At 64.4% G+C, this 18,823-nt stretch carries 14 protein-coding genes and 3 pseudogenes; 4 read left to right on the top strand and 13 right to left on the bottom strand.

All coding sequences use genetic code 11. The annotated features are described in order from the left end of the window. Positions 1 to 422: 422 nt before the first annotated feature. Positions 423 to 821, bottom strand: coding sequence for a hypothetical protein (locus K7711_RS05275; RefSeq protein ID WP_040817733.1), 399 nt, complete (start codon positions 819 to 821; stop codon positions 423 to 425). A gap of 329 nt (positions 822 to 1,150) precedes the next feature. On the opposite strand from K7711_RS05275, the gene K7711_RS05280 reads away from it, so the two are divergent. After that, positions 1,151 to 1,981: a hypothetical protein gene (locus K7711_RS05280; protein WP_222965309.1), complete on the top strand. Its 831-nt coding sequence runs from the start codon at positions 1,151 to 1,153 to the stop codon at positions 1,979 to 1,981. A 77-nt stretch (positions 1,982 to 2,058) separates the two neighbouring features. After that, entirely contained in the window at positions 2,059 to 2,613 is a 555-nt protein-coding gene (locus tag K7711_RS05285; RefSeq protein WP_040817730.1) for a hypothetical protein, read from the top strand. 54 nt (positions 2,614 to 2,667) lie between these two features. Here the strand turns inward: K7711_RS05285 and K7711_RS05290 are convergent, their stop codons facing one another. From K7711_RS05290 to K7711_RS49235, 5 genes and pseudogenes are all read right to left on the bottom strand, one after another. Next, the gene (locus K7711_RS05290; RefSeq protein WP_222965311.1) at positions 2,668 to 4,125 is read right to left on the bottom strand and encodes a zeta toxin family protein; all 1,458 of its coding nucleotides are present in this window, start codon (positions 4,123 to 4,125) and stop codon (positions 2,668 to 2,670) included. 29 nt (positions 4,126 to 4,154) lie between these two features. Next, positions 4,155 to 5,168, bottom strand: a complete 1,014-nt coding sequence (locus tag K7711_RS05295; protein ID WP_222965313.1) for a hypothetical protein — start codon at positions 5,166 to 5,168, stop codon at positions 4,155 to 4,157. A 79-nt stretch (positions 5,169 to 5,247) separates the two neighbouring features. Then, entirely contained in the window at positions 5,248 to 7,692 is a 2,445-nt protein-coding gene (locus K7711_RS47315; RefSeq protein WP_308014476.1) for a zeta toxin family protein, read from the bottom strand. Between the two features lie 209 nt (positions 7,693 to 7,901). Next, a complete protein-coding gene (locus K7711_RS47320; RefSeq protein ID WP_235746565.1) occupies positions 7,902 to 8,420 on the bottom strand; it encodes a hypothetical protein in 519 nt (172 codons plus the stop codon). A gap of 145 nt (positions 8,421 to 8,565) precedes the next feature. Beyond that, a pseudogene (locus K7711_RS49235) lies at positions 8,566 to 10,989 on the bottom strand (toxin glutamine deamidase domain-containing protein); the annotation flags it as partial. A gap of 27 nt (positions 10,990 to 11,016) precedes the next feature. On the opposite strand from K7711_RS49235, the gene K7711_RS47330 reads away from it, so the two are divergent. Beyond that, the gene (locus tag K7711_RS47330) at positions 11,017 to 11,214 is read left to right on the top strand and encodes a hypothetical protein (protein WP_235746567.1); all 198 of its coding nucleotides are present in this window, start codon (positions 11,017 to 11,019) and stop codon (positions 11,212 to 11,214) included. Between the two features lie 1,227 nt (positions 11,215 to 12,441). Here the strand turns inward: K7711_RS47330 and K7711_RS49625 are convergent. After that, positions 12,442 to 14,199: pseudogene (locus K7711_RS49625) on the bottom strand (DUF8616 domain-containing protein); the annotation flags it as partial. Here K7711_RS49625 and K7711_RS47340 point away from each other — a divergent pair. After that, entirely contained in the window at positions 14,144 to 14,311 is a 168-nt protein-coding gene (locus tag K7711_RS47340; RefSeq protein ID WP_235746569.1) for a hypothetical protein, read from the top strand. The pseudogene K7711_RS49625 and the gene K7711_RS47340 sit on opposite strands and share 56 nt — an antisense overlap. 293 nt (positions 14,312 to 14,604) lie before the next feature. On the opposite strand, the pseudogene K7711_RS49565 reads toward K7711_RS47340, so the two are convergent. From K7711_RS49565 to K7711_RS05325, 6 genes and pseudogenes are all read right to left on the bottom strand, one after another. After that, a pseudogene (locus K7711_RS49565) lies at positions 14,605 to 14,976 on the bottom strand (WXG100-like domain-containing protein); the annotation flags it as partial. Positions 14,977 to 14,988: 12 nt separating this feature from the next. Then, complete coding sequence (locus K7711_RS05305) at positions 14,989 to 15,315, bottom strand: WXG100 family type VII secretion target (protein WP_157186162.1); 327 nt, start codon at positions 15,313 to 15,315, stop codon at positions 14,989 to 14,991. Positions 15,316 to 15,395: 80 nt separating this feature from the next. Then, complete coding sequence (locus tag K7711_RS05310; protein ID WP_222965317.1) at positions 15,396 to 15,848, bottom strand: YbaB/EbfC family nucleoid-associated protein; 453 nt, start codon at positions 15,846 to 15,848, stop codon at positions 15,396 to 15,398. A gap of 70 nt (positions 15,849 to 15,918) precedes the next feature. Further along, on the bottom strand, positions 15,919 to 16,290 hold the full coding sequence (locus K7711_RS05315) for a hypothetical protein (protein ID WP_222965319.1): 372 nt from the start codon (positions 16,288 to 16,290) through the stop codon (positions 15,919 to 15,921). Between the two features lie 2 nt (positions 16,291 to 16,292). After that, complete coding sequence (locus tag K7711_RS05320) at positions 16,293 to 18,407, bottom strand: WXG100 family type VII secretion target (protein ID WP_222965321.1); 2,115 nt, start codon at positions 18,405 to 18,407, stop codon at positions 16,293 to 16,295. A 64-nt stretch (positions 18,408 to 18,471) separates the two neighbouring features. Beyond that, entirely contained in the window at positions 18,472 to 18,777 is a 306-nt protein-coding gene (locus tag K7711_RS05325) for a hypothetical protein (RefSeq protein WP_222965323.1), read from the bottom strand. Between the last annotated feature and the right edge of the window lie 46 nt (positions 18,778 to 18,823).

Genomic DNA, 18,823 nt, shown 5'->3' on the forward strand with positions numbered 1-18,823 from the left:
CCCGCGACAACCACCGGCCGCCTTGGGAGACACGTAGCTGGACATGTGTCTGGACCGTACCACCGGCAGGGCCCGTGAACAATGTCTCTTCGATTTTCCCAGGGTTCGGGGGTTCAGGGCAGGGGTTCAGTCATTCAGCGGGAGTGTCGTCGGGAGGGCTCGGGCGCGGACGCCGCACTACACACCCGCCATCGGCTGGGCCGCGACTATCAGGCGAATTGCAACAAGTTCGGATACCGACCGGCCGACCACAGCGACCACACACTCGAGGACCGCATCGGAGGCAGCACTCGGCAACACCCGGGCGCGCAACGCGATCGACCTACCGGACATCGGGTGCGACAACCACGCAAGTACCGGCAACCGTCGGCACCGAGCCGCGACGCGGCAGCCCAACGGCGACACACCTGCGAGCTGTCAGCTCAAAAGTATTGCAGCACAGCCGAATCGAACTCGTCGCTGTCGTCGACCTCCGTCGGAGGCGTGTACTTCCGCCCCCGCACGTGCCGCAGGAACTCCTCCGGGATATCCAGCCCGTAATTCGCCAGATAATGCACCGAATCGACCCGCCAGATCCACTCACCATCCGAGATCAGCGACGAGGCACTCATGATCCGCTCGGTCCCGCCGACCAGATCGGTCAGCACGTCCAACACATCGAAAACCCCAGGCGCAGAACGCATATAGGCGGCGATCTCCGCACGATCCTCGATCACACGATCGGTGAACGACTCGGCCAGCGAGGGCAACTCGTCGTGCCGCCCCTTGCGCCGATCGGCGTACATCTCCCGGTACATCCCGACCGTCTTCAGCTCTGTCATCGGTAGTGTCTCGCCCCCGGAGCGATCGTGCAGCGGATCATTGCCGTGATCACCTTATCGTGTGCGCTGTATGTGCCGACACAGGTGCGTGATGGCTCCGCCGACGGCCAGGACTCGCACCACCGCACACGGAGATGTGCGAGGATCGGACGGTGTTCTCCCGAAGGATCCGGGCAGGGAGGACGACAAGCGAGGGGGCCGGCGAATTCGGTGTCATCACCAACATCCCGCAACTGCCGGACCGGACCGCTGCGGACAGCACTTCGACTGGCGGACAACCGATATCGTGGTGAAGTAGTACAGCCGGACAAGGATGGGGAGGGCGCAGAATGACGGAACCGGTGCGGGGACGACCCTACTCGCGAGGGCAGACTCGGTACGACACCCGGACCAGGAAACCGGTCATCTACCTGCCCGTGACTTGCGAAGGACGACTGGTCGGCTATTTGTGGGCGTCAGCCGCCGACGATGGTCTGTCAGCGGGGTTCCACCCCAAAATCGATGAGGAGATCTTCCGAGACGACATCAGCCGATTGATGGGCACCGGATTCTGGGCTGACCGGCTGCGGGAGTCTTTTCAGCAGGATTTGCTTCCTCGGGGCGGAATTCGGCACTGGATCGGGGAATCCGAGCATTCTTCGTACGGCGGGGTCGCTGCCAACGCCCGAGAATCGACCGCCGATAGTTCGGCCGAGCTGTGGAATCAACTCAACCCGACAGTACCGTTCGACCCCGACCCCAGCTACGAACCCCTGATCCAGGATGGTGAGTACCCGGACGGTTCGCGCGCACATCCACCCGAACCGGCTATGCCGATCTCTACCTATCCGGACGAAGCAGTCGGCGAACTCGTCTATCTGACAGCCTCACTCCGCGGTTCCGTCATCGGGTATGTGTGGGCTGCGGCGGCGGACGATGCCGCCGGGTGGCTACCTCTGGCCGAGGCCGGGCCGGACGGTGTCGTCGCCGGTGGTCTGTGGCGGTCACGGCTGATGGGCGCATATTCGGAGGGCTTGACCCCTTTGGCCGCATTGCGCCGGATGCGTATTCTGCGCAATCCTGCGGAAGACACCTTCGGCCGGATCGAACCGGATGCGACCGAACAGCGCATCGCGAGCCTTCAGGACCTGCGGAATCGCTCGGGCTACCGCGGCCGGTGAGCACTTCGCACGATCCGAGGCCAACCAACAATATCCAGCGGTAGGCAACACCGAGTGCTGATAGAGGATGTTCGACTGTGAGTAATGTTCCCCCGTTGGCGCGGACCAATGCCGAGGCCCGATTGTTCGTGGACCTCAAACAGTGCGCTCGATGCGGTAAACGCGGCGCGACATATCGCAGCTCGGTCATCAGGTCGGGCGGCTTGCTCATCGGCCGGTACCGCGGCACATGTGACCATTGCCAGAACCCCTTCGAGTACGACTTCCGATTGCCGGAGCAGCCTTTGCCGCCGCCGAGCGAGGGGGTTCTGTTCGGCGGTGCGGAACCGTCCGTACTTCTCGACCCCGCGATCTGGCTGCGATACTCCGACATCTGCAGCAGTCAGGTACCGATGGACAGCAGCGGATTGGATGAGCAGGCCCGCCGAACCGCCAGACATACGTTGGAGACGGCCGTGGCCGCGCTGGACGAAGTACTGAAATTCATTCCACCACAAGCTGATCGGGTGCCCGAGTCGGAATTCTGGTCGTCCGGAGGACGGATGATCTACCAGGAGGAGCCCGGACGGTTCGACAGATTCCGGCTCGAAGCTGTCCGGGAAGCGTATGCGGATTCACTGGCGAACTGGTGATCAGCCAGACCGACGAAAATGGCGCAGACGTATCAGGCTCACTCGAACGCGGCGCTATCCGGCCTCGGTGACCAGCGCCCGCCACTGCCCGTGGCGGCAGTGGAACCGCAGCGTGGCGTGCAGGGTGCACAATTCCGAGGGCACGGCCATCACCTGTACCTCGACCCGGTATCCCCAGTCGCGCAGTGTGGCCGCGAATTCCTCGGTGTCCCGGTCCGAGGTGAGTTCGAGCAGAATGTCCGCTCGTGCCAGTGCCACGTGCTCGGCCGCCAGCGCGGTCCAGCCCAGCGCATCCCACATGACGACATCGCCTGCCCGCGGATCGTCGGCGAGGGTCAGATCCCAGCTGCGGGGGTGGTAGGCGAACAGCAACTCGGGGTCGATCACCACGGCGCCCGGCCGCGCGACGTGCAGGTCGCGGATCGTGGTGGTCTTTCCCGACCCGGGTGGGCCGGTGACGATGATCGCCGTCGGATCGGTTGCGGCGGTGAGATTTCCGTACAGCTCGGGAACGATCTTGTGGGTGAACACCCACTGGTGATCGCCGCGGGCGAGCCGGAACCGATCGGGGTCTTCGCGCGGCAGGACGGCGGACGTGGCACCGAGGGCGGCGAGTTGCTCCCCGTGGGTGTGGATCGCGTCGGTGATCGCACTCCGGTCCGCCGGATCGAGATTTCGCATGGCGGACAGGTAATCCCGCCGGAGCCCGACCGTGGCCTCGGGTGTGCGGAGATCGGCGGGACCGCCGTGTTCGGCGATCCACTCCGCCGCCGAGGACGCGGCCATCAGGCTGCCCAGAATATCCACGGCCGCTTCGTAATACAGGACCGGATCGTAGGGGCCGCGCGACTCGGAAGGCGCGGGCGAGGTCGTGCGGGGCTGTTGTGATCGGGTGATCAGATCTGCGACGGCATCGGTGTAACGCGCGATCGCGGCGAGCGTCGCAGCGCCGCCTTCCCAGGTCTTGTTGCGCTGCAACAGATACTGCTGCAGTCGCAGCGCACGGGCCTGCGTGGCCGGCCAATCGGCGAGCACCTCGGACACCTGGTCCACCCACAGGTCGACCGGTATCGGCTGCCGGAACGGTTCGGGCACCAGCGGTGGTCGCAGTTCCTGCGGAAACTGTTCCGGGTCGGCCAGATACATGCCGATCCCGCTGTCGACGGGCGCGATCACCGGCACACCCTGCATCACTGCTTCCAGGCCCAGCAACCCGAATTTACCGGTCTGGCCGGGCATCACGAGGAGGTCTGCGGCCTCGAGGTCCGCGATGAAGGTCGCCCTGTCGTCCTCGACGGCCGGGAGCACTGTCACCTCGCGGTGAGCCAAGGTCGACAGTGTCTGCCGCACCGGCGCAGTCACGCTGGGATCGACCCCGCGCACGGTGAGGGCGACGTCGAAGCCGCGTTCGTTGAGGCCCCGCACGATACGAGCGGCCTCGGTGGCACCGCCGCGGGAATCCTCGGCCTGCGCGAAGGCGATGATCATCAAGGGCGGAACGGACGACGACAAGACAACTCCTGATTCGGTGGAGAACAGCGTCAGCTGAGCACGGTCTGGGACAACAGATTCTGCGCAAGCTCCTCGGCGACCATGGCCAGCGGAATCCCCTCGCGACCGGGCCCGAACGCCGCTCCGGGGCGCAAGCGGCAGGACAGCTCGGTGAGCAGTGCGACACAGGCCATTGCCCGCGGCTCACCGAAATCGATGTTGTAGTCATCGTCCCGGCGTTCGCGGACATCACGGTCCCCGGCGAGACTGCGCCGGGAATGTTCGGCTTCCTCGAGGAGAGTGGTCGGCGGTTCCTTCCCGATGGCCGCCGATTCCAGTGCCCACAGCAGGTGGTGGGACGGGTCGCCCGGGACGCGATCGGGCCGCACCTCCAACTCGGGTATCGGGCCGCGAACCGCCTGATGCAGGACGACGAGCGCGTCGCCCCGATCGCGAGAATCGCCCGAGTGCGCCTGCAGCACAGCCGAGGCCGCCTCTCGTAGCTGCCGGGCGATGGCGACCGGATCGACCTCGGTAGGCAACGGCATCGGACTTCTCTTCGCCCAATCCATTTCGGTATAACCGGACTGAGAGTCGTACAGCCAGGCGGCGATGTCACGTGCGGCGATCGCAAGATTTTTCCCGGCGTCACCGATACCGAACGCCTCGCCCGCCGCCAGGCGACTCGCCAACTCCTTCAGCAGATCAGCGATGATTATGCCGCGCATGGAGGTGATGACCACGGGGTCCCGGACTTGGCTTTTCGCTTCGAGCATTGCGCGGATATCGAGGGCTCGCTGTTCGAGCGGGATGGGCCTGCCCCGAGTGCCGAGGTAGTCGATCGCCCCGAGGCTGTGCAGAGCCGGGTCCAGAACCGGCTCGGCACGATGGCCCGTGGCAGGGGGCAATCCGGACAGTGCCCGGTCGAGATCGGCCAGGACCGCAGTCCGCGCTTCCCCGCTCGAATCGGGCACAGCGAGGACATCGAGGGCACTGATCGCGGCATTCCGCAACCAGCGATCGGCCCCGTCGTCGCCCGCGGGCTCGCCCTCGTAGCTGTTCACGCAACACTCCTCGAAAATCCGACGGTTGTCCGGGCCAGGATGGCGGCCGCTGTCAATCCTGCCCCACAACGAATACCGGTCATGTGCTCGGTTCCCGGCGATCGCTCCCCATACCGGCCGCCGGTTGCTCGCGTGGCGGGACCGTTGCGGTGGCGTCCATGAGTGCGGCTCCCGCGGATTCCCATGTGTATTGTCGGTCGCGCAGAGTCTGCTGGAGGTCCAATGCCCGATCCCAGGCAGCGTCCTGATCCGACAACTGATGTGCCAGAGCATCGACCCAGCGGTCGACCGGAACAGGGTCCTCGTACCCCTGTTCGACCAGCATTCCGGCGGTGAGGTCGCTCGGAAACAGGTCGGGGTCGCCGAAGAATCGACCGGCGCCACTGGTACTCGGCACGACGATCGGCACCCCGGCTCCTGCGGCTTCCGTGGCGACGAGCCCGAATCCCTCGGCACGAGAAGGCATCAACACCACATTGGCATCGCGCATATCGGCGAGGATTTCATCGCGCTCGAGCGTATAGGGCCGCACGTCCACGTCACGGCCCGCCGCTTCCCGAAGCGAACGCAGTTGCGCTCGCATCTGGTCTACCGGCACTCCACGCACGATCAGATCGACGTCGATTCCCTGCTCGTTGAGCTTCTTGACCATCTCCGCGGCCTGCATCGCCCCCTTCACCGGGTCATCGGCCCGGCCGAACACCAGCATCCGCTTCGTCTCGCGATCCGCCGGCGGACGGACCTGGTCGAAGAACTCGATGCCGGGGATCATCTGATGCACCACCGGCGAGGTACCCGTCATCGAGGCCAGTCGGGCAGCCTCTTCGGCGAGGGCAGGCCCCACGCCGACCGCGACATCGGTCGTGGACACCAGGTCCGCTTCGAGGCCGTGATTGACCTCGACCCGTTCGGGTTTGCCCTGCACCCGGGCCAACGAATCCGTGACCATGTGCACGATGTGTACCAACCGGGCCTGCGGATACATCCCGTCGCGGATCTCCCTGGCGGCCGGGCCTGAGAAGCGACTGTGCCCGATCACCGCATCGATGCCGGTCGGCAGATCAGCCATGTTCGAGGTCAACTGGTGCCGCAGTTCGACACTCGAATCGGGCTCGCGGGGCGCGATCAGGGTGACCTTGTCAGCGCCCTCCAGTCCGGTCACCTCGTGCCCGACCCGCACGAAGACCTCGTGCCCGAGGTCGGCCAGCGCCTCGCACAGATTCTTGTTGACCGAGACGACGCCGCCCTTGCTGGGATGCCATTCATCGATGACCGCGAGAATTCGCAGGCTCGCCTTGTCGGAAGCCGTTGCCAGATCGACCAGTTCGTGTGCCCGCGCATACGAAGCGCGGATCTGATCGTGCTGCTCCGGCGGTGCCTCGGCGAGGTCGCGTTCTTCGGCGGTGCGCAGATATTCGTGCTGTCCGGCGGTTTGCGCTTGGATGTCGTGCTGAGCGTCGTGCGCCTGGTCGTACCGGGCCTCCGCCTCCGCGGTAACCGGCGCCGCGCTATCAAGGGGTGGGCCCGTGTCATCGTCATGGTGCGATGTTGTCGCTTCGTCGTGCGCGTCGGAGTCCAGCCAGGGCAGAGCTCGGGCCTCGGTTTCACGGAGTTCCTGGCCGAGCATCGTCAGGGTCGCCGATTCTTCGGGCCGAAGCTCTGCCAGCTGCGCGATCCGGCGACGTACGTCCGCCAATTGCTCCTGATAACGGCGCTTTTCGTCGGCGGTCCACGGACGGTCGCGTTCGTGCGCCATTTCTTCCGCGGCGCGCGGCACATGTGCCCATTGCCCGTCCGGACCACGACGGTTCTCGAACAGCACGCCGCTGCGGCTGCGGACCGTCAGGGCTTCGACGCGGACCGGCGGATCGGCCGACTCCAGATGGCCCACCATCTCCTGCGACCCGGTGAACGATGCCTCGTGCAGCCGGGGCGGCGTGTAGCGGTGTACGCCGTGATCGATCCGCTCGTCGAGGTATCGGCCGATGGTCGACAGCCGACTCTGCGGTTCGGCGACCGCCATCACCTCGGCGCGCGCGGTGTAGCCGTTGTCGGCGAACTCCCGCATGATGCCCGCTTCCTTCGCGGGATCACCCATCGCCAGTTCGAGGATCACATGCTGTCGGTTGGCGATGGCATGCTCCCGCGCCATGCGGAACCAGCGCCCGGAATCCCGGACGAGGTGCCGGATCGCGTCGGGATCGCGTTGCGCCATCAACTCCGCATAGCGCGGATGGAATCGGAAGAAATCGTCACCCGACAGGTGCAGGACACTGCCGCGATCGGCGAACGAATCCTTGATCTCCGCGATCATGGTGGATTTTCCGGCACCCATCTGGCCGCCGACCACCACCAATTCCGGTTTCTCGGAAGGATGCACCGACGCTGCCTCCGACAGCAGGCCGGGGACGATCTCCTCGTGGAATATCCGGTCGAGCTCCTCCGGTTCGACGGCTGCGACCGAGCTGTCCCGCTCGCCGGTCTGGTCCCGAGGCTCGTCGGGCGTTCCGTCCGACTCGCGCACCCGCGCGGGGGCGCCTTGCTCCGGCGCCTCACGCGGCGGCGGTTCACGATCAGGGCCATCCGCGCGTCGCGCCGGTGACGGGTCGCGCGGTGATTCGGGTTCCGGGGCGCGGGAAGTCTCCCGGTGATCGGCCTGCGGCGCCTCATCGGTCGGAGTTTCGAATCGCCCCGCACGTCCCGGTTCGCCGGACTCGGATCGGTACGGGTGCTCTACTCCTCCCAGGTCAGCCGCTCCGGCCAGCTCCCGTCCTGCCTGCTCTGCCACTCCGCCCGGGCCACCGCGCTCCCCGCTCTCTGCCCGTACCCCCGACGCCGCAGTGTCTGCTTGTCGATCGTTATCTCGTACTCCTCGCTCCCCTCCGGCGGATTCGCCTGGGACAGGGCTTGGACTCGGTATCCGATCGTCTCCGGAGTTTCCTGGGTGCGTTGGATGCTCAACCGCCACAGGGGTGGATAGATCTGGCCCCCGGCGGGGTGCCGGCCCGTCGCCTTGGCCTCCCGGAAGTCGTCCGCGATCATCGTCGTGCTCCAGCTCGGGTACTCGATCACCACCCCGGTTTCCGCGTCGATCACCAGATTCGTCCCGCCCGGGTTGATCTCCTCCGGACTCTGTTCCGGCAGGACCAGCCATCCGATCTCCCCGATCGGATACGGCTGAAACCTCCTGTCGGGGTTGAAGATCTGAGCCAGGTACGCCTCGACCTGTTCCCGAGTGCGGCATTCCGCCATATGTTTCTCCTGGGTGTGAAGGGATCGGTGTGTACCACAGACCTGTTGACCCGTACGCCATATTTTGCGGCGGGTGATCCGACATGGTCCCTGCCTGCGGATCCCACCACACCGGTCCGCCGGCGTCGTGGGGATAGACGATCACCGTGGCGTGCAGACCGCCTCGACGTGGTGTGCCGTCCGGGTTGTACAGCGGTTCACCGGTATTCGCGTCACGAGCCTGCCACTCGTTGACCACCAGCGCCGAAGATCCCGGGCCCATTCGGTCGACCAGATTGTGCAGGTGACCGAACTGATTCGGGATCGGATGGCCTCCGCCGATCGTGTGCAGACCGTCACCGAGCCACTGCGCGGCACGTTCCGGACCACCGCGCTCTCCGCTTCGAATGTCCACCCCGCCAGGTATCGGGTCCGGCCATCGAGGTGCACTGACCTGGGGATTTCCATAGAACGCCGACAGCGCCGACAGCGAGCAGTCCGTGCAGTTGTTGGCCCGACCCGGAATCTCGAGACCGCCGTCGTTGATCAACTTTCCGTATGCGTTGGTCCGCGGATCAGCGCCCACGAGGAATCGATTGCCGTCACGCAACGCGTCCTCTACCGCAGCCTGATATTCGGGCCGCTCCACCTCGTCCAACCGTCGTACCCCGACCGCACGACTCTCGGACGGGTTGTCGAATCGTGTCGGTGTATTGGCGTGCGCGACATCGTTGCTCAGCTGCCGGATCTCGTGCGGGTTCAGCCCCGGATGATTCGGATCCGGCGGCAACAGCCCGAGGTGGTCGCGCAACTGCCGGGTGATCGCATCGACGGGCATGTCCGGACGCCACTGCCCGGGGCCCTCACCGACGTTGATGTGCAGATTCGCCTCGGCCGGATCCGAGGTGTGCACGAGATCGACGAACATCCGATCACCGGACAGCAGCCGTTGTTCGTGATTGAAACCGAAATCCGTTGCCTTCTGGGCATTTTCCCACAGGTGGTTCAGCCACTGTGGATGGATGTTCGGATCCGCGGTCACGTGAACCTTGATCCGCGCGACCGCGACCGGGCCGCCCTGCGTATTCGCATACCGTCGAATGTCGAACGCGGGCTTGGCATCAGGCTCGGACTTCGTGGTGACCGGAACCACCCGATTCGCGTCGGGCCGATGCGGCCGAAGCCAATCACGCCACCGGCGCGCGTGCTGCGCGCGGCGAACATCATCCTGCGACGGACCGCGCGGAGGTAGCTCATCCCGGCGCATGGACCTCGGATCACGCTGCGCGCCTCGCGGATCCCGCTCCGGTCCATTGTTCGGTGCCCGCTGCTCGGGGGTTTGCCGATCGGCAGGCTCCTCGCGGTCGGTGCGAGGACGCTCCTGCGTCGGAGGATGCTCCCGATCCGGCTGCCGAGGTTGCGGCCGATTCGATTCGGGCGCTTGCGGACGCTCACGCTGTTGCGGTACCGGAACTGAGGACTGTTCGGGCCGAGGGGACTGCCGAGCAACGTGGTCCTGCAACGCATTACGCGGCACCTCAGGCGTTCGCGGCACCTGCCGATCCGGTGGTACCGCCACACCGTGATCGGATGTGCGGCGTCCATCGACGGGGCGCGGCGTCTCCTGGTGATCCGGTTTTCGCGGGGCGGGGGCGGGAGACTCTCGGCTCGGCGGCGTCGACGTCCGTTGCGGCTCGAGGGGTGAGGACTCGCGTGGACGCGAAGAATTCTGCTGCCCAGCGCGATCCGGCTCCACCGGATCGCGTGGATTGTTCGCTGTCCGGGGATCCCGCTCCGGCTGGGGCCGCTGCACGGAAGATTCGTCCGGTGTCGGTTCCGGTGTACTCGTCGGTTCTGTCGGTGAACCGACTCGAGGTTCTTCGGGTTCCGAAGTGTGCGGTGGCGATGCATGTACCGCATCGGGCAGTGTGAGAGACCCGTGCAAACCGTCGCTTTCCACGCTGGCCGGCGGAACTTCGGATGCGTTCGAACTCTCGGTCCGCAGAGTCTTGTCGGAGACCGCCTCGGTTGTGCCGTCATATCGAGGTGACGCTCCGCTCCCGCCGATTTCGGCTCGAGGGCCGGGCTCGAGTGCGAAATCGGATGGGACGATCTTTCCTTTGAGAATGTATGTCAACCCGGATTCGGCTGGAGCATCGACGATATCGGTTATCACATATTTCAGGCCACGCTCACACAGAAATTCGTTCTCGCCACCAAGTTTCAACTCGTCACGGCTTTTGTTCTTGTTGCCGATCCACAGGCCTTTGGTACCGGCCGGCGCCTCGAGTTCGAGTTGATATTTTCCGAAACCGGACCGATCACTCAAAGCTGTGGACATCGCACCGGGCTCGGATTGAACCTGATTCCTCAGCTTCCAAATGTCACCCGCACCCAACGGCGTACCATGGTCATCGACAACAAGATGTTCCACGCTCTTCAGCCCGCGAACGACCACCATTGATTCCGAAATGGGATTGTCCACGGCCGAATCCAGGTTTCTGATGTAGTCGGCTACCGCATCTACAGTCGGGTCGACTCCCCCCAGAGTGTCACGTATATAGCGTCCCCTCCCAGCGTTTTCCGCCATCTCCTCGAGTCGAGTTTCCGACTGCCAGTGACCGATAACGTGCTCGACAGCAGCTCGCACATCCGGATGCAGATCAGGACGTTCGGCCAACTCCTTGATCGTTTCGCGGGTCGGTTCCGGGCCATCAACGTGGTTCATTATCGCGTCGAAAGCTTTACGGTCGGCTACCAGCCGATCGAGCATCCCACCCGGATCAGGGCTTCGCAGAACATCGTTGATCCATGATCCCTGGACATATCGGCGCACCGCTTCGATTCGATCCGGCGACAACGAATCCCTGACCTGCCCCAGGTTCTGCTCACCATATTCCGCACCATCATGCGGAGATTCGAAACGACGTGGCGTTTCATCCGTTTTCGAGGAATTCCGCGCCACCTCGGCATTCCGATCAGCGCGCTCGTCCAGCGCTGATCGCGCACGGGGTTCTCCGGAATGCTCTCCGACCACATCTCGGCCAGCGGGGATTCGGTCGAGCTGACGTTCCAGCCGAGGCGCCATCCGTGCATCTGTTTCGTTCAACAGACGCCATCGCGCTTGCGAATTGCCCGGGTCGCGCATACCGAGCCCATCGAGCAGGTCGGCCAGATCTCGACGAAGTCCAGGCAGTTCGTGCACTCGCTGCGGGTCGAGCTCAGCACGCTCGATATGCGCCGTCACAACCTTTACCTCGGCCAACTGCCCGCCGAGGCGAGGCGTCAGACCTTCGGCGTGATCGAGGGACGGCTCCGCCGAGACTTTCGGGTCCTGCAGGAGTTTGATCTCCGCGACTTCATGAGCCAGTGCTCGAACAATGTCCTCATCACGGGCGCGCGGCGAAATATGGACGTCGTATGTCTTCCCATCCTCCCGTACATGGAATTCCGCGACCGCACCACCGTCTATCGGCCGGACATCGAAGTGCACTTCGACGGGGTCCAGACCCGGGCGCCCTATCAAGGCAGATTTGTCTCGTGCAAACCACCCGACACCATCGGGTATGACCAACGACGAATTCTCGTTGAGGGCTCGTATGACCTCGGCCCGAGTGAGGTCCGGTTGATGCGCAGGTCGGCCATCACCATGAAAGTTGCCGAGACTGCCGGTGTCACCACGAGACCTGTCCGTAGTCGGCTCATGCTGCGGCTCAACAGCTTCCGATCGTCCGGAAACAACCGCGCCGGATTGCGTCTCCCGCGACTCGATACCGGGCTCGTCTCCCCCCATGAAATCCCAGCCGGGCGGATCATCGTAGGCGGACCTGCGGTTGTCGGAGGTGTGCGGCTGCTCGTCCGGCAACTGACCCGCGGGGTCGAGCGGATTCTCCCGGCCGGGATGTGCCTCGTCCGAATTCGGATGGAAGGTGCGGAATTCGCCGTCGCCGCGAACCGCCGCGGGAGAGTTGGGCTTTCGCGCGGTACCGACCGCATCCGACGGGGCGCGCACCGGTACGCCGAGACGATCCGCCACGTGCTGCGCCCAGCCCATATCGTTACCGCTGAAGCAGGACAGCAGCCGAACCGGCGTGCCTGGTTCGTAATTCGGATTTCCGAGAATCGCATCGACGATCTGTTCCGGATGAACCTCCGGGCCCAGGCTGGGAATCGGCGCGCCCTCGGGGCTCCCGTGCACGATGACGTCGTGTTCACCCTCGTTGAGGGTGTTCTCTCGCACCCGATGGGTACGGGGATCGTCACCGATGGATGTGCTGTCGGGCCGGTAGACGACTCCCTCACCGTTCTCCAGGTAATTGTCGAACTCGGTAACCGGCGGCACATCATCCGCAGAGCCTTCCGAGGAACCCAGCGTGTCCGTCGGTAGCGACTCGTCAGCGGCGGCCGAATCGCCTGTGTGGGAGCGGTTTTCGGTGGTCTCGGCCGGTTGATCGGCGGGCGATCGGGGTGCCTCGGACTCGTCCTGCCGAGGGGAGCGTTCAGCCGGCGAAACCGACGAATCCTGCGGATCCGAGTGAATCGACTCCCGAGTGGGTTCGGTGCGATCCGACATATTCCGGTCGGGTGCCGGCTCGGAGCGCTGGTCACGCTGGGGCCGGTCCGCTGCTTCGGCGGAACGCGGGGTCGAATCGCGGGCGGGCGTCCGGGAATTGCCGGGTGTCGGCGGACGGTCCGATTGCTGCGTGGAATCCCGTTGTTGCCGAGACGATTCGGTCGGGTTCTTCCGATCGGCCGCGGGTCCGGTCGGGTTGTCCGGACGTCGAGCCTCTCGTGACGGTTCGGGATGGGTGTCGGACGTGTCGGAGGTTCGACGGCCGGAGTCCTCGGTGACGGGGCGGGGTTCTCGGACTTGCGCGTCGCGCGCGCTCGTCGTGGTGCGGTCGCTCGGTTCCGCGTTGCGCGGCGTGTTGTCGCTCGAATCGCGGAAGCTGGATGACGCCGAGTTTCGATCGGTCGTATCGGATCGCTCGGACGCGCGTGATGTCTCGGTCGCGGACGAATTCGCTGTCGTGCTGCGATCATTCTGCGGCGCAGCGGTTTCCGGTCGCTGTGTGCTGTCCGGACGTTGCGGTGTATCCGCAGCCGGGCGGGCGGGGGTCGCCGGTGCCGAACGGTCCGCCGGGGACACCACGTCACGGTTGGACGGGGTGGTCGGGGCCTGGTTACCCGCTGATGCGGGCGTTGCGGCGCGATCTGTGTTGGGTGCTGTCGTTCCCTGCGCCGCGGGGTTCTGCGTACTCGCTCGATCGGATGCGGCCGGTCCCGCGGTGTTGGATGCGGACCGAGTCTCGGGTGCCGCAGTGGGCCGGGCGTCCTGTGTGGAGTTCGCCCCTGCCGAATCTTGCTGGACGGGCGTCGAACTCGCATTTTCGACACCGGAAGACGGTGCGACGCTTGCGTTGTCCGGAGCGGCGACCGATGCCGGCTTGCTGCTCGTATCGGCATCACTCGCCGACGAGTCACTCGCGGTTGTGGTTTGCGTTGCGCTGTCGGAGTGTTCGGCACTCGGCGTGGTCGCGGTGTCGTGCGATTCGACCTGCGGTGTGGTGTGCGAGGTCTCGGTCACATGTGGGGTGGTAGGCGCGCCGCCCTCCCCGGGCTTCACTCTGCCGAGTCCGCCCCCGGCCCCGTCGAGCACCCCCTGATCGAGCTTTCCCCCGGTTGCCACGGTCGACACCGCATTGCCCAAGACGTTCCCCGGGGCAGCCGCCACACCTCGCGCGATGACCGCCTTGGCGGAATTCGAGCCGAGATCGACGTTCTTCGCGACCTTCGCCATGCCCAGATTGGAGGGATGGCTGACAACCCCACCCACAGTCCCCGCAATCGCCCCTGCCCCGGCGGCCTGCAACGAACTGTTCCAGTTGACGTTCTCCCCCTCGGCGGCCTGAACAACGTTGGCCGCCAAGTCCGTCGCACCACCCAGCGCTGCCCCGGTCACCCCCTGCGCCAATGTGCTGACCGCGAACTTCGCCGCAGCCCCCTCCCCGAGCTTCTCCGTCTCCTTGAGAGCGACTTTCGTGGCGGCCTTCTCCGCGATCTTCAATCCGGTCCGCTCGGCCAGAGCCGTTACGCCCTTGATCGCGATCTTATCGATCAGCTCCTGCCCGAGCTTGCGGATCGCCACCTTCACCGCCGCCGAGGCCACCGCGTCGACGGCCTCGCCGATCCCGGGAATGAATGCCATCGCGATCATCGTGGCCACCGAGATGTACATGACGATCTTGGTGTGCTCGATATCGGTGGCGCCCTGCTCCAACTGTTTCGCGAAGCTGTCACACATCGCGATGATGCTGTTCAGATCACTGCCGTCCCCGCCGGCGACATCCTGCCAGTACGTGGACATCGCATCGTGAGTCTTGCCGTCGATCGCGGTCAGCGCATTGCTCATCGCCTTGTCGGCGGGATCCTTCAGCTCGGTCAATGCCTTGGACATATCCGACCAGTGCTTCGACAGGCGCCGCATCGCGTCCTCGTCGCCCTCTGGCCAATGACCGAGCAGGAAGTCTTCGATCCACCCCACAGGTCCCGAGAAATGCGGGAACCACAACGTCATCCGAACGCCCCGTTACACCTTGCGGATCTTGGCCGCGTTGTCCTCGTCCTGACTCTGTACCTTGTTGGCGACAGTGGTGATGTTGTCCCCGGTCGCCTTCAATGCCGCCGCGAAACTCTCCAGCGCCTTCAACCCTTTGCCGACACTGCCGTCCTTGGTCTCGTCCTGCGGGTAGTTCTCCTCGAACTGCTTGCCCGGGGCATCGGAGCCCCAGCACTTGCCCTCCTTGGTGATTCCCGCCTTCAACAGCTCCAGCGCGGACTCCACATCCTCGCCCAATTGCTCGAAATGCGGTGTTATCGAACGTAATTGATCAGGATCGGCAAAGAAATCTCCCACAGTCCACAACCTCCCGTACGACCGGTTCTCTCCCTTGGACGCACGGACGTGCCTCCAGGTTCCTCGAAAATGTCCCCCGCTCAGCGGGATTGCTGTGATTGCTCCGGCGGATCCACCGCGCCCGAAAGCTGAGCCTGCAGATCTCGCAGACTCGGTGCGCCCGGGACGAATTCGCTCACATCGGGCATGGAGTCCACGATGGACTGGATCGGAGCGACGACCTGTGCACGGGCCTGCGCGGCGGCCTGCGCGGCGCCGTGAATCGCCGCGTTCAGGTCCTCGGTCAGTTTCTGCGGTGTGCTGCGCCGGTACGCGTCATCGGCGATCACGATCTCGGTCACGACGCCGGACGAGTTCACCGTCACCCGTGCGAGGTTGTTCGGGCTCGTCGCCTTGATCTTCATCGTCTGCAACCTGCGGTACACCTCGCCCGCTTCGCCCAGCTCACGATCGAAATCCGCCTGGACCTGCTCCATCGCGGCCTTCACACCGTCGTTGGCCGAACGGATCTCGTCGCGTTCCCAGTCCTGCATGCTCATTCACCACCGGATTCCGAAGCAGGCCGGCTCATTCGAGCCTCGCACGACTGTCGCCACCACCGCGTCATGACAGCCACGATATCGGTGCTCCCGCTTCCAGCGCGTCGTCCTCGTCGGTCCAGTCCGTCGGCTGGACGATGGCGTTGCGGCTGTAGGTGGCGGGGCGGGCGCGTTCTTCGGCCAGGCGGGCTCGCTCGATTTCCAAGCGCGCCACGCGATCACGTTCCTCGCGTTCTCGGCGAGCGGCCAGTTCCCGGGCGGTTTCGATCTCCTGTTGGCGGGCCTGCTCGGCCAGTTGCCCGCGGAGTTCGTCGAATGCCGCCGAGCCGGCGCGGGTGGTGCGGGCGTCGGCTATGAAGAACCTCTGCTGGGTCGACCGGGAATGTGCGCGATACTCATCCAGAAGGTTGTCCATATGTGCCGCATAGTTTTTCATCTTCAACCACCCATGTCGATTTCGATCTTCACACCGTCGGTACGTGGCGCGGCGGTCGGTGCGGGGGCCGGCGCGGGAGTCGGTGCCGGGACCGGCGCGGCGGGCGGCGGGCTCGGCTGGTGGCTGGAATCTCGACCCTGCCGGGGATTCGGAGATTCTGCCGGATCCGGCTCGTACACCGCCGCAGGCTCGAAATCGAGATTCGGCACATACTGCTCGACCGGATCATCGATACCGAACTTTCCGCCGGAGGTTTGCGGTGCGGCGGCATCGATCACAGGTTTGCGATCGGAACCGGGGTTCTTGGTCCACATCGGTTTGGACTGCACCACGCCGGTGGATTTGTGCTCGCCCTCGGAGCCTTTTCCGCCACCCCCTCCGGTCGAGGGCATGTGGCCCATCGAACCGGTCGAGGAGGTTCCCGAGGACGACGAGGATGCCGTCGTCGAGGAGTCGTAGGCAGACGTGGTCGTCGTCGTGGACGAGCCCGTGCTCGGCACCGACGAACCCGACTGCTGCGAGGAATCGCTCGTGACCGACTGGGTCGCGGATCCGCCACCTGTCCCGGATGTCGAGTAGCTCCCGCTCCCAGCGCTGTCCGTGCCCGTCCCACTGCCGGTGGAGGACGTCGAATTGTGCGTGGTGGACGACTGTGTCGAAGAATCACCGCCACCCGGGGTGAAGTACGGGACACCATTCTTGATCCCCATCGTGTACTTCTGGGATTTTCCGTCCAGACCGGTCACCGTAGTGGTTATCGATCCGTCGGAACCCTGTGTCATCGAGACCTTTTCGCCGCCGATGTTGAAGCTCGCCAGGTTCTTCGAACCGTTCGTCGATGACGCGGCCGCGGTGGTGTTGCCGAAGATTCCGCTCATCCCGGACTGGAGCACGCTCGAGAGCTGGCTCGCACCGGACTGCAATGCGCTGGTCAGCTGACTCACTCCCGAGGACGCCGTCTGCAGGGTCTGCTCGGCTTGGCTCAGTAGCGTCGAGAGCGGATTACTCTGGGACGAGCTCGGATTCACCGATGTCGGGGTGGTCGACGTGGACGGGACTTTGCTCTGATCCACGCTTGCGGTGCTCGTGTTCGAGTTCGATGTCCCGCTTGCCGAGGGACCATTCTGCTGGTTGGTGTCCTTGGCGGGGTCCTGCGGTTTCGGGAAGGTGGTCGTGTCCTGATTATCCAGCAGGTCCATAACGGGCTTGTACGCTTGCTTGATGTAATAATCCGACAGCGCACACTGATGTATGAATGCCGTGAAAGCCTCCCGCACAGCGGGTGCGAAGTGGTCGGTCAACCACTCCTTGGATTTATCCCGAAGCTTGTGCGCGCCATCCGAACTCCCCGGTCCGACACCGAGATGAAACTGCCTTTCCACTTCGTCGTTCGCATCGTTGAGATAACCCCAGAACCCCTCCCCGGCCACGGTTATTATTTTACTTACCGGGTCTTCTCCACCATGTTCGCCGAGCCGCATTGCATGGCCTGCCACCGGACAATCTGCACTATTGAATCCGACGACAAATGCCGCCTTTTCACGCACTATCTGTAGCAGAACATCCGGAAGTCCACTCATTGCACTGGCCACAGCCTGCAAATATTTGTTCTGCTGATCCGCATGCGCGTGAAAGCCTGCGAGATAATCTTGGGCAGCATTTCCCGCTGAACCCTCCCAGGCTTCCGGCACCGCATTCTTCACCCCGGCCAGCTCGCTGGTGATCGCATCGGTCGACGCATTCGTACCCGTACCCGAGCCTGCGGCCTGCAACTGCGTTGCCAATGTCCGCATACTCTCCGGATTCATCCCACGCTGCTGATCGTAGTATTTATATTCCAGTCGACGCATCTCACCGTCCGGGTCGCCCGGTTCGACCGTCTCCCCACCCACCGATATCCCGCCGATGTTGAGCGGCGCGACCACGAAGCTGCCGAATCCATTCCCGCCCAGGACCTGTCCAGCACGGTTGTACCGCACCAGCGCCAAGCGGAACCACTCCAGACCGAAAGCAGCCTCGTCCAGCATGGATTTGATATCCGTGCCTCGGATATCGGTATTGCTGGACCATACCTGTTCCAGGTGATTCGTTCCGTCGTCCTGTAGCCACCGCGTCAACTCTCCATGTGCTGTCGAGTTACTTTGCGCATACTCTGCGGCATAGTCCGGTGAAGCGGCCATCTCAAGCGAGCCCGTCGGTCACAGAATTGAGCGCAGATGCGTGCTGTTGATCACCGGACACGTTCGTATTCACCGCATGCCGCAGGACATCCACAGTCGCACTGGATGCCTCGGACCACGAGTGCAGCATCGTGACGATATCGTTCACACCGGACGCGAGCTTCTTCCCCTGCTCCTGATAGTCCTGCCCAGTATGAGACGCCTCGAACCCGGCGTTCGCGATCCCCGTCGCATGTCCCTTCGTCGCTTCCGCGTGCGGTTCCATCTTCTTGGCCATGTCCGACACGGCATGTGGAACGAACAGCATCGCTCCCCCTCCTCACCTCTCGGCAAACATCCACAGGCACACCGCT

The organism is Nocardia coffeae, from assembly GCF_019890715.1.
Lineage (GTDB): Bacteria > Actinomycetota > Actinomycetes > Mycobacteriales > Mycobacteriaceae > Nocardia > Nocardia jiangxiensis.

Excerpts from the sequence above, each read along its gene's own strand:
- K7711_RS05275 (WP_040817733.1), bottom strand. The coding sequence starts at position 821 with ATGACAGAGCTGAAGACGGTCGGGATGTACCGGGAGATGTACGCCGAT.
- K7711_RS05280 (WP_222965309.1), top strand. The coding sequence starts at position 1,151 with ATGACGGAACCGGTGCGGGGACGACCCTACTCGCGAGGGCAGACTCGG.
- K7711_RS47320 (WP_235746565.1), bottom strand. The coding sequence starts at position 8,420 with ATGGCGGAATGCCGCACTCGGGAACAGGTCGAGGCGTACCTGGCTCAG.
- K7711_RS47340 (WP_235746569.1), top strand. The coding sequence starts at position 14,144 with ATGACCGCCTTGGCGGAATTCGAGCCGAGATCGACGTTCTTCGCGACC.
- K7711_RS05310 (WP_222965317.1), bottom strand. The coding sequence starts at position 15,848 with ATGCAGGACTGGGAACGCGACGAGATCCGTTCGGCCAACGACGGTGTG.
- K7711_RS05315 (WP_222965319.1), bottom strand. The coding sequence starts at position 16,290 with ATGAAAAACTATGCGGCACATATGGACAACCTTCTGGATGAGTATCGC.
- K7711_RS05325 (WP_222965323.1), bottom strand. The coding sequence starts at position 18,777 with ATGCTGTTCGTTCCACATGCCGTGTCGGACATGGCCAAGAAGATGGAA.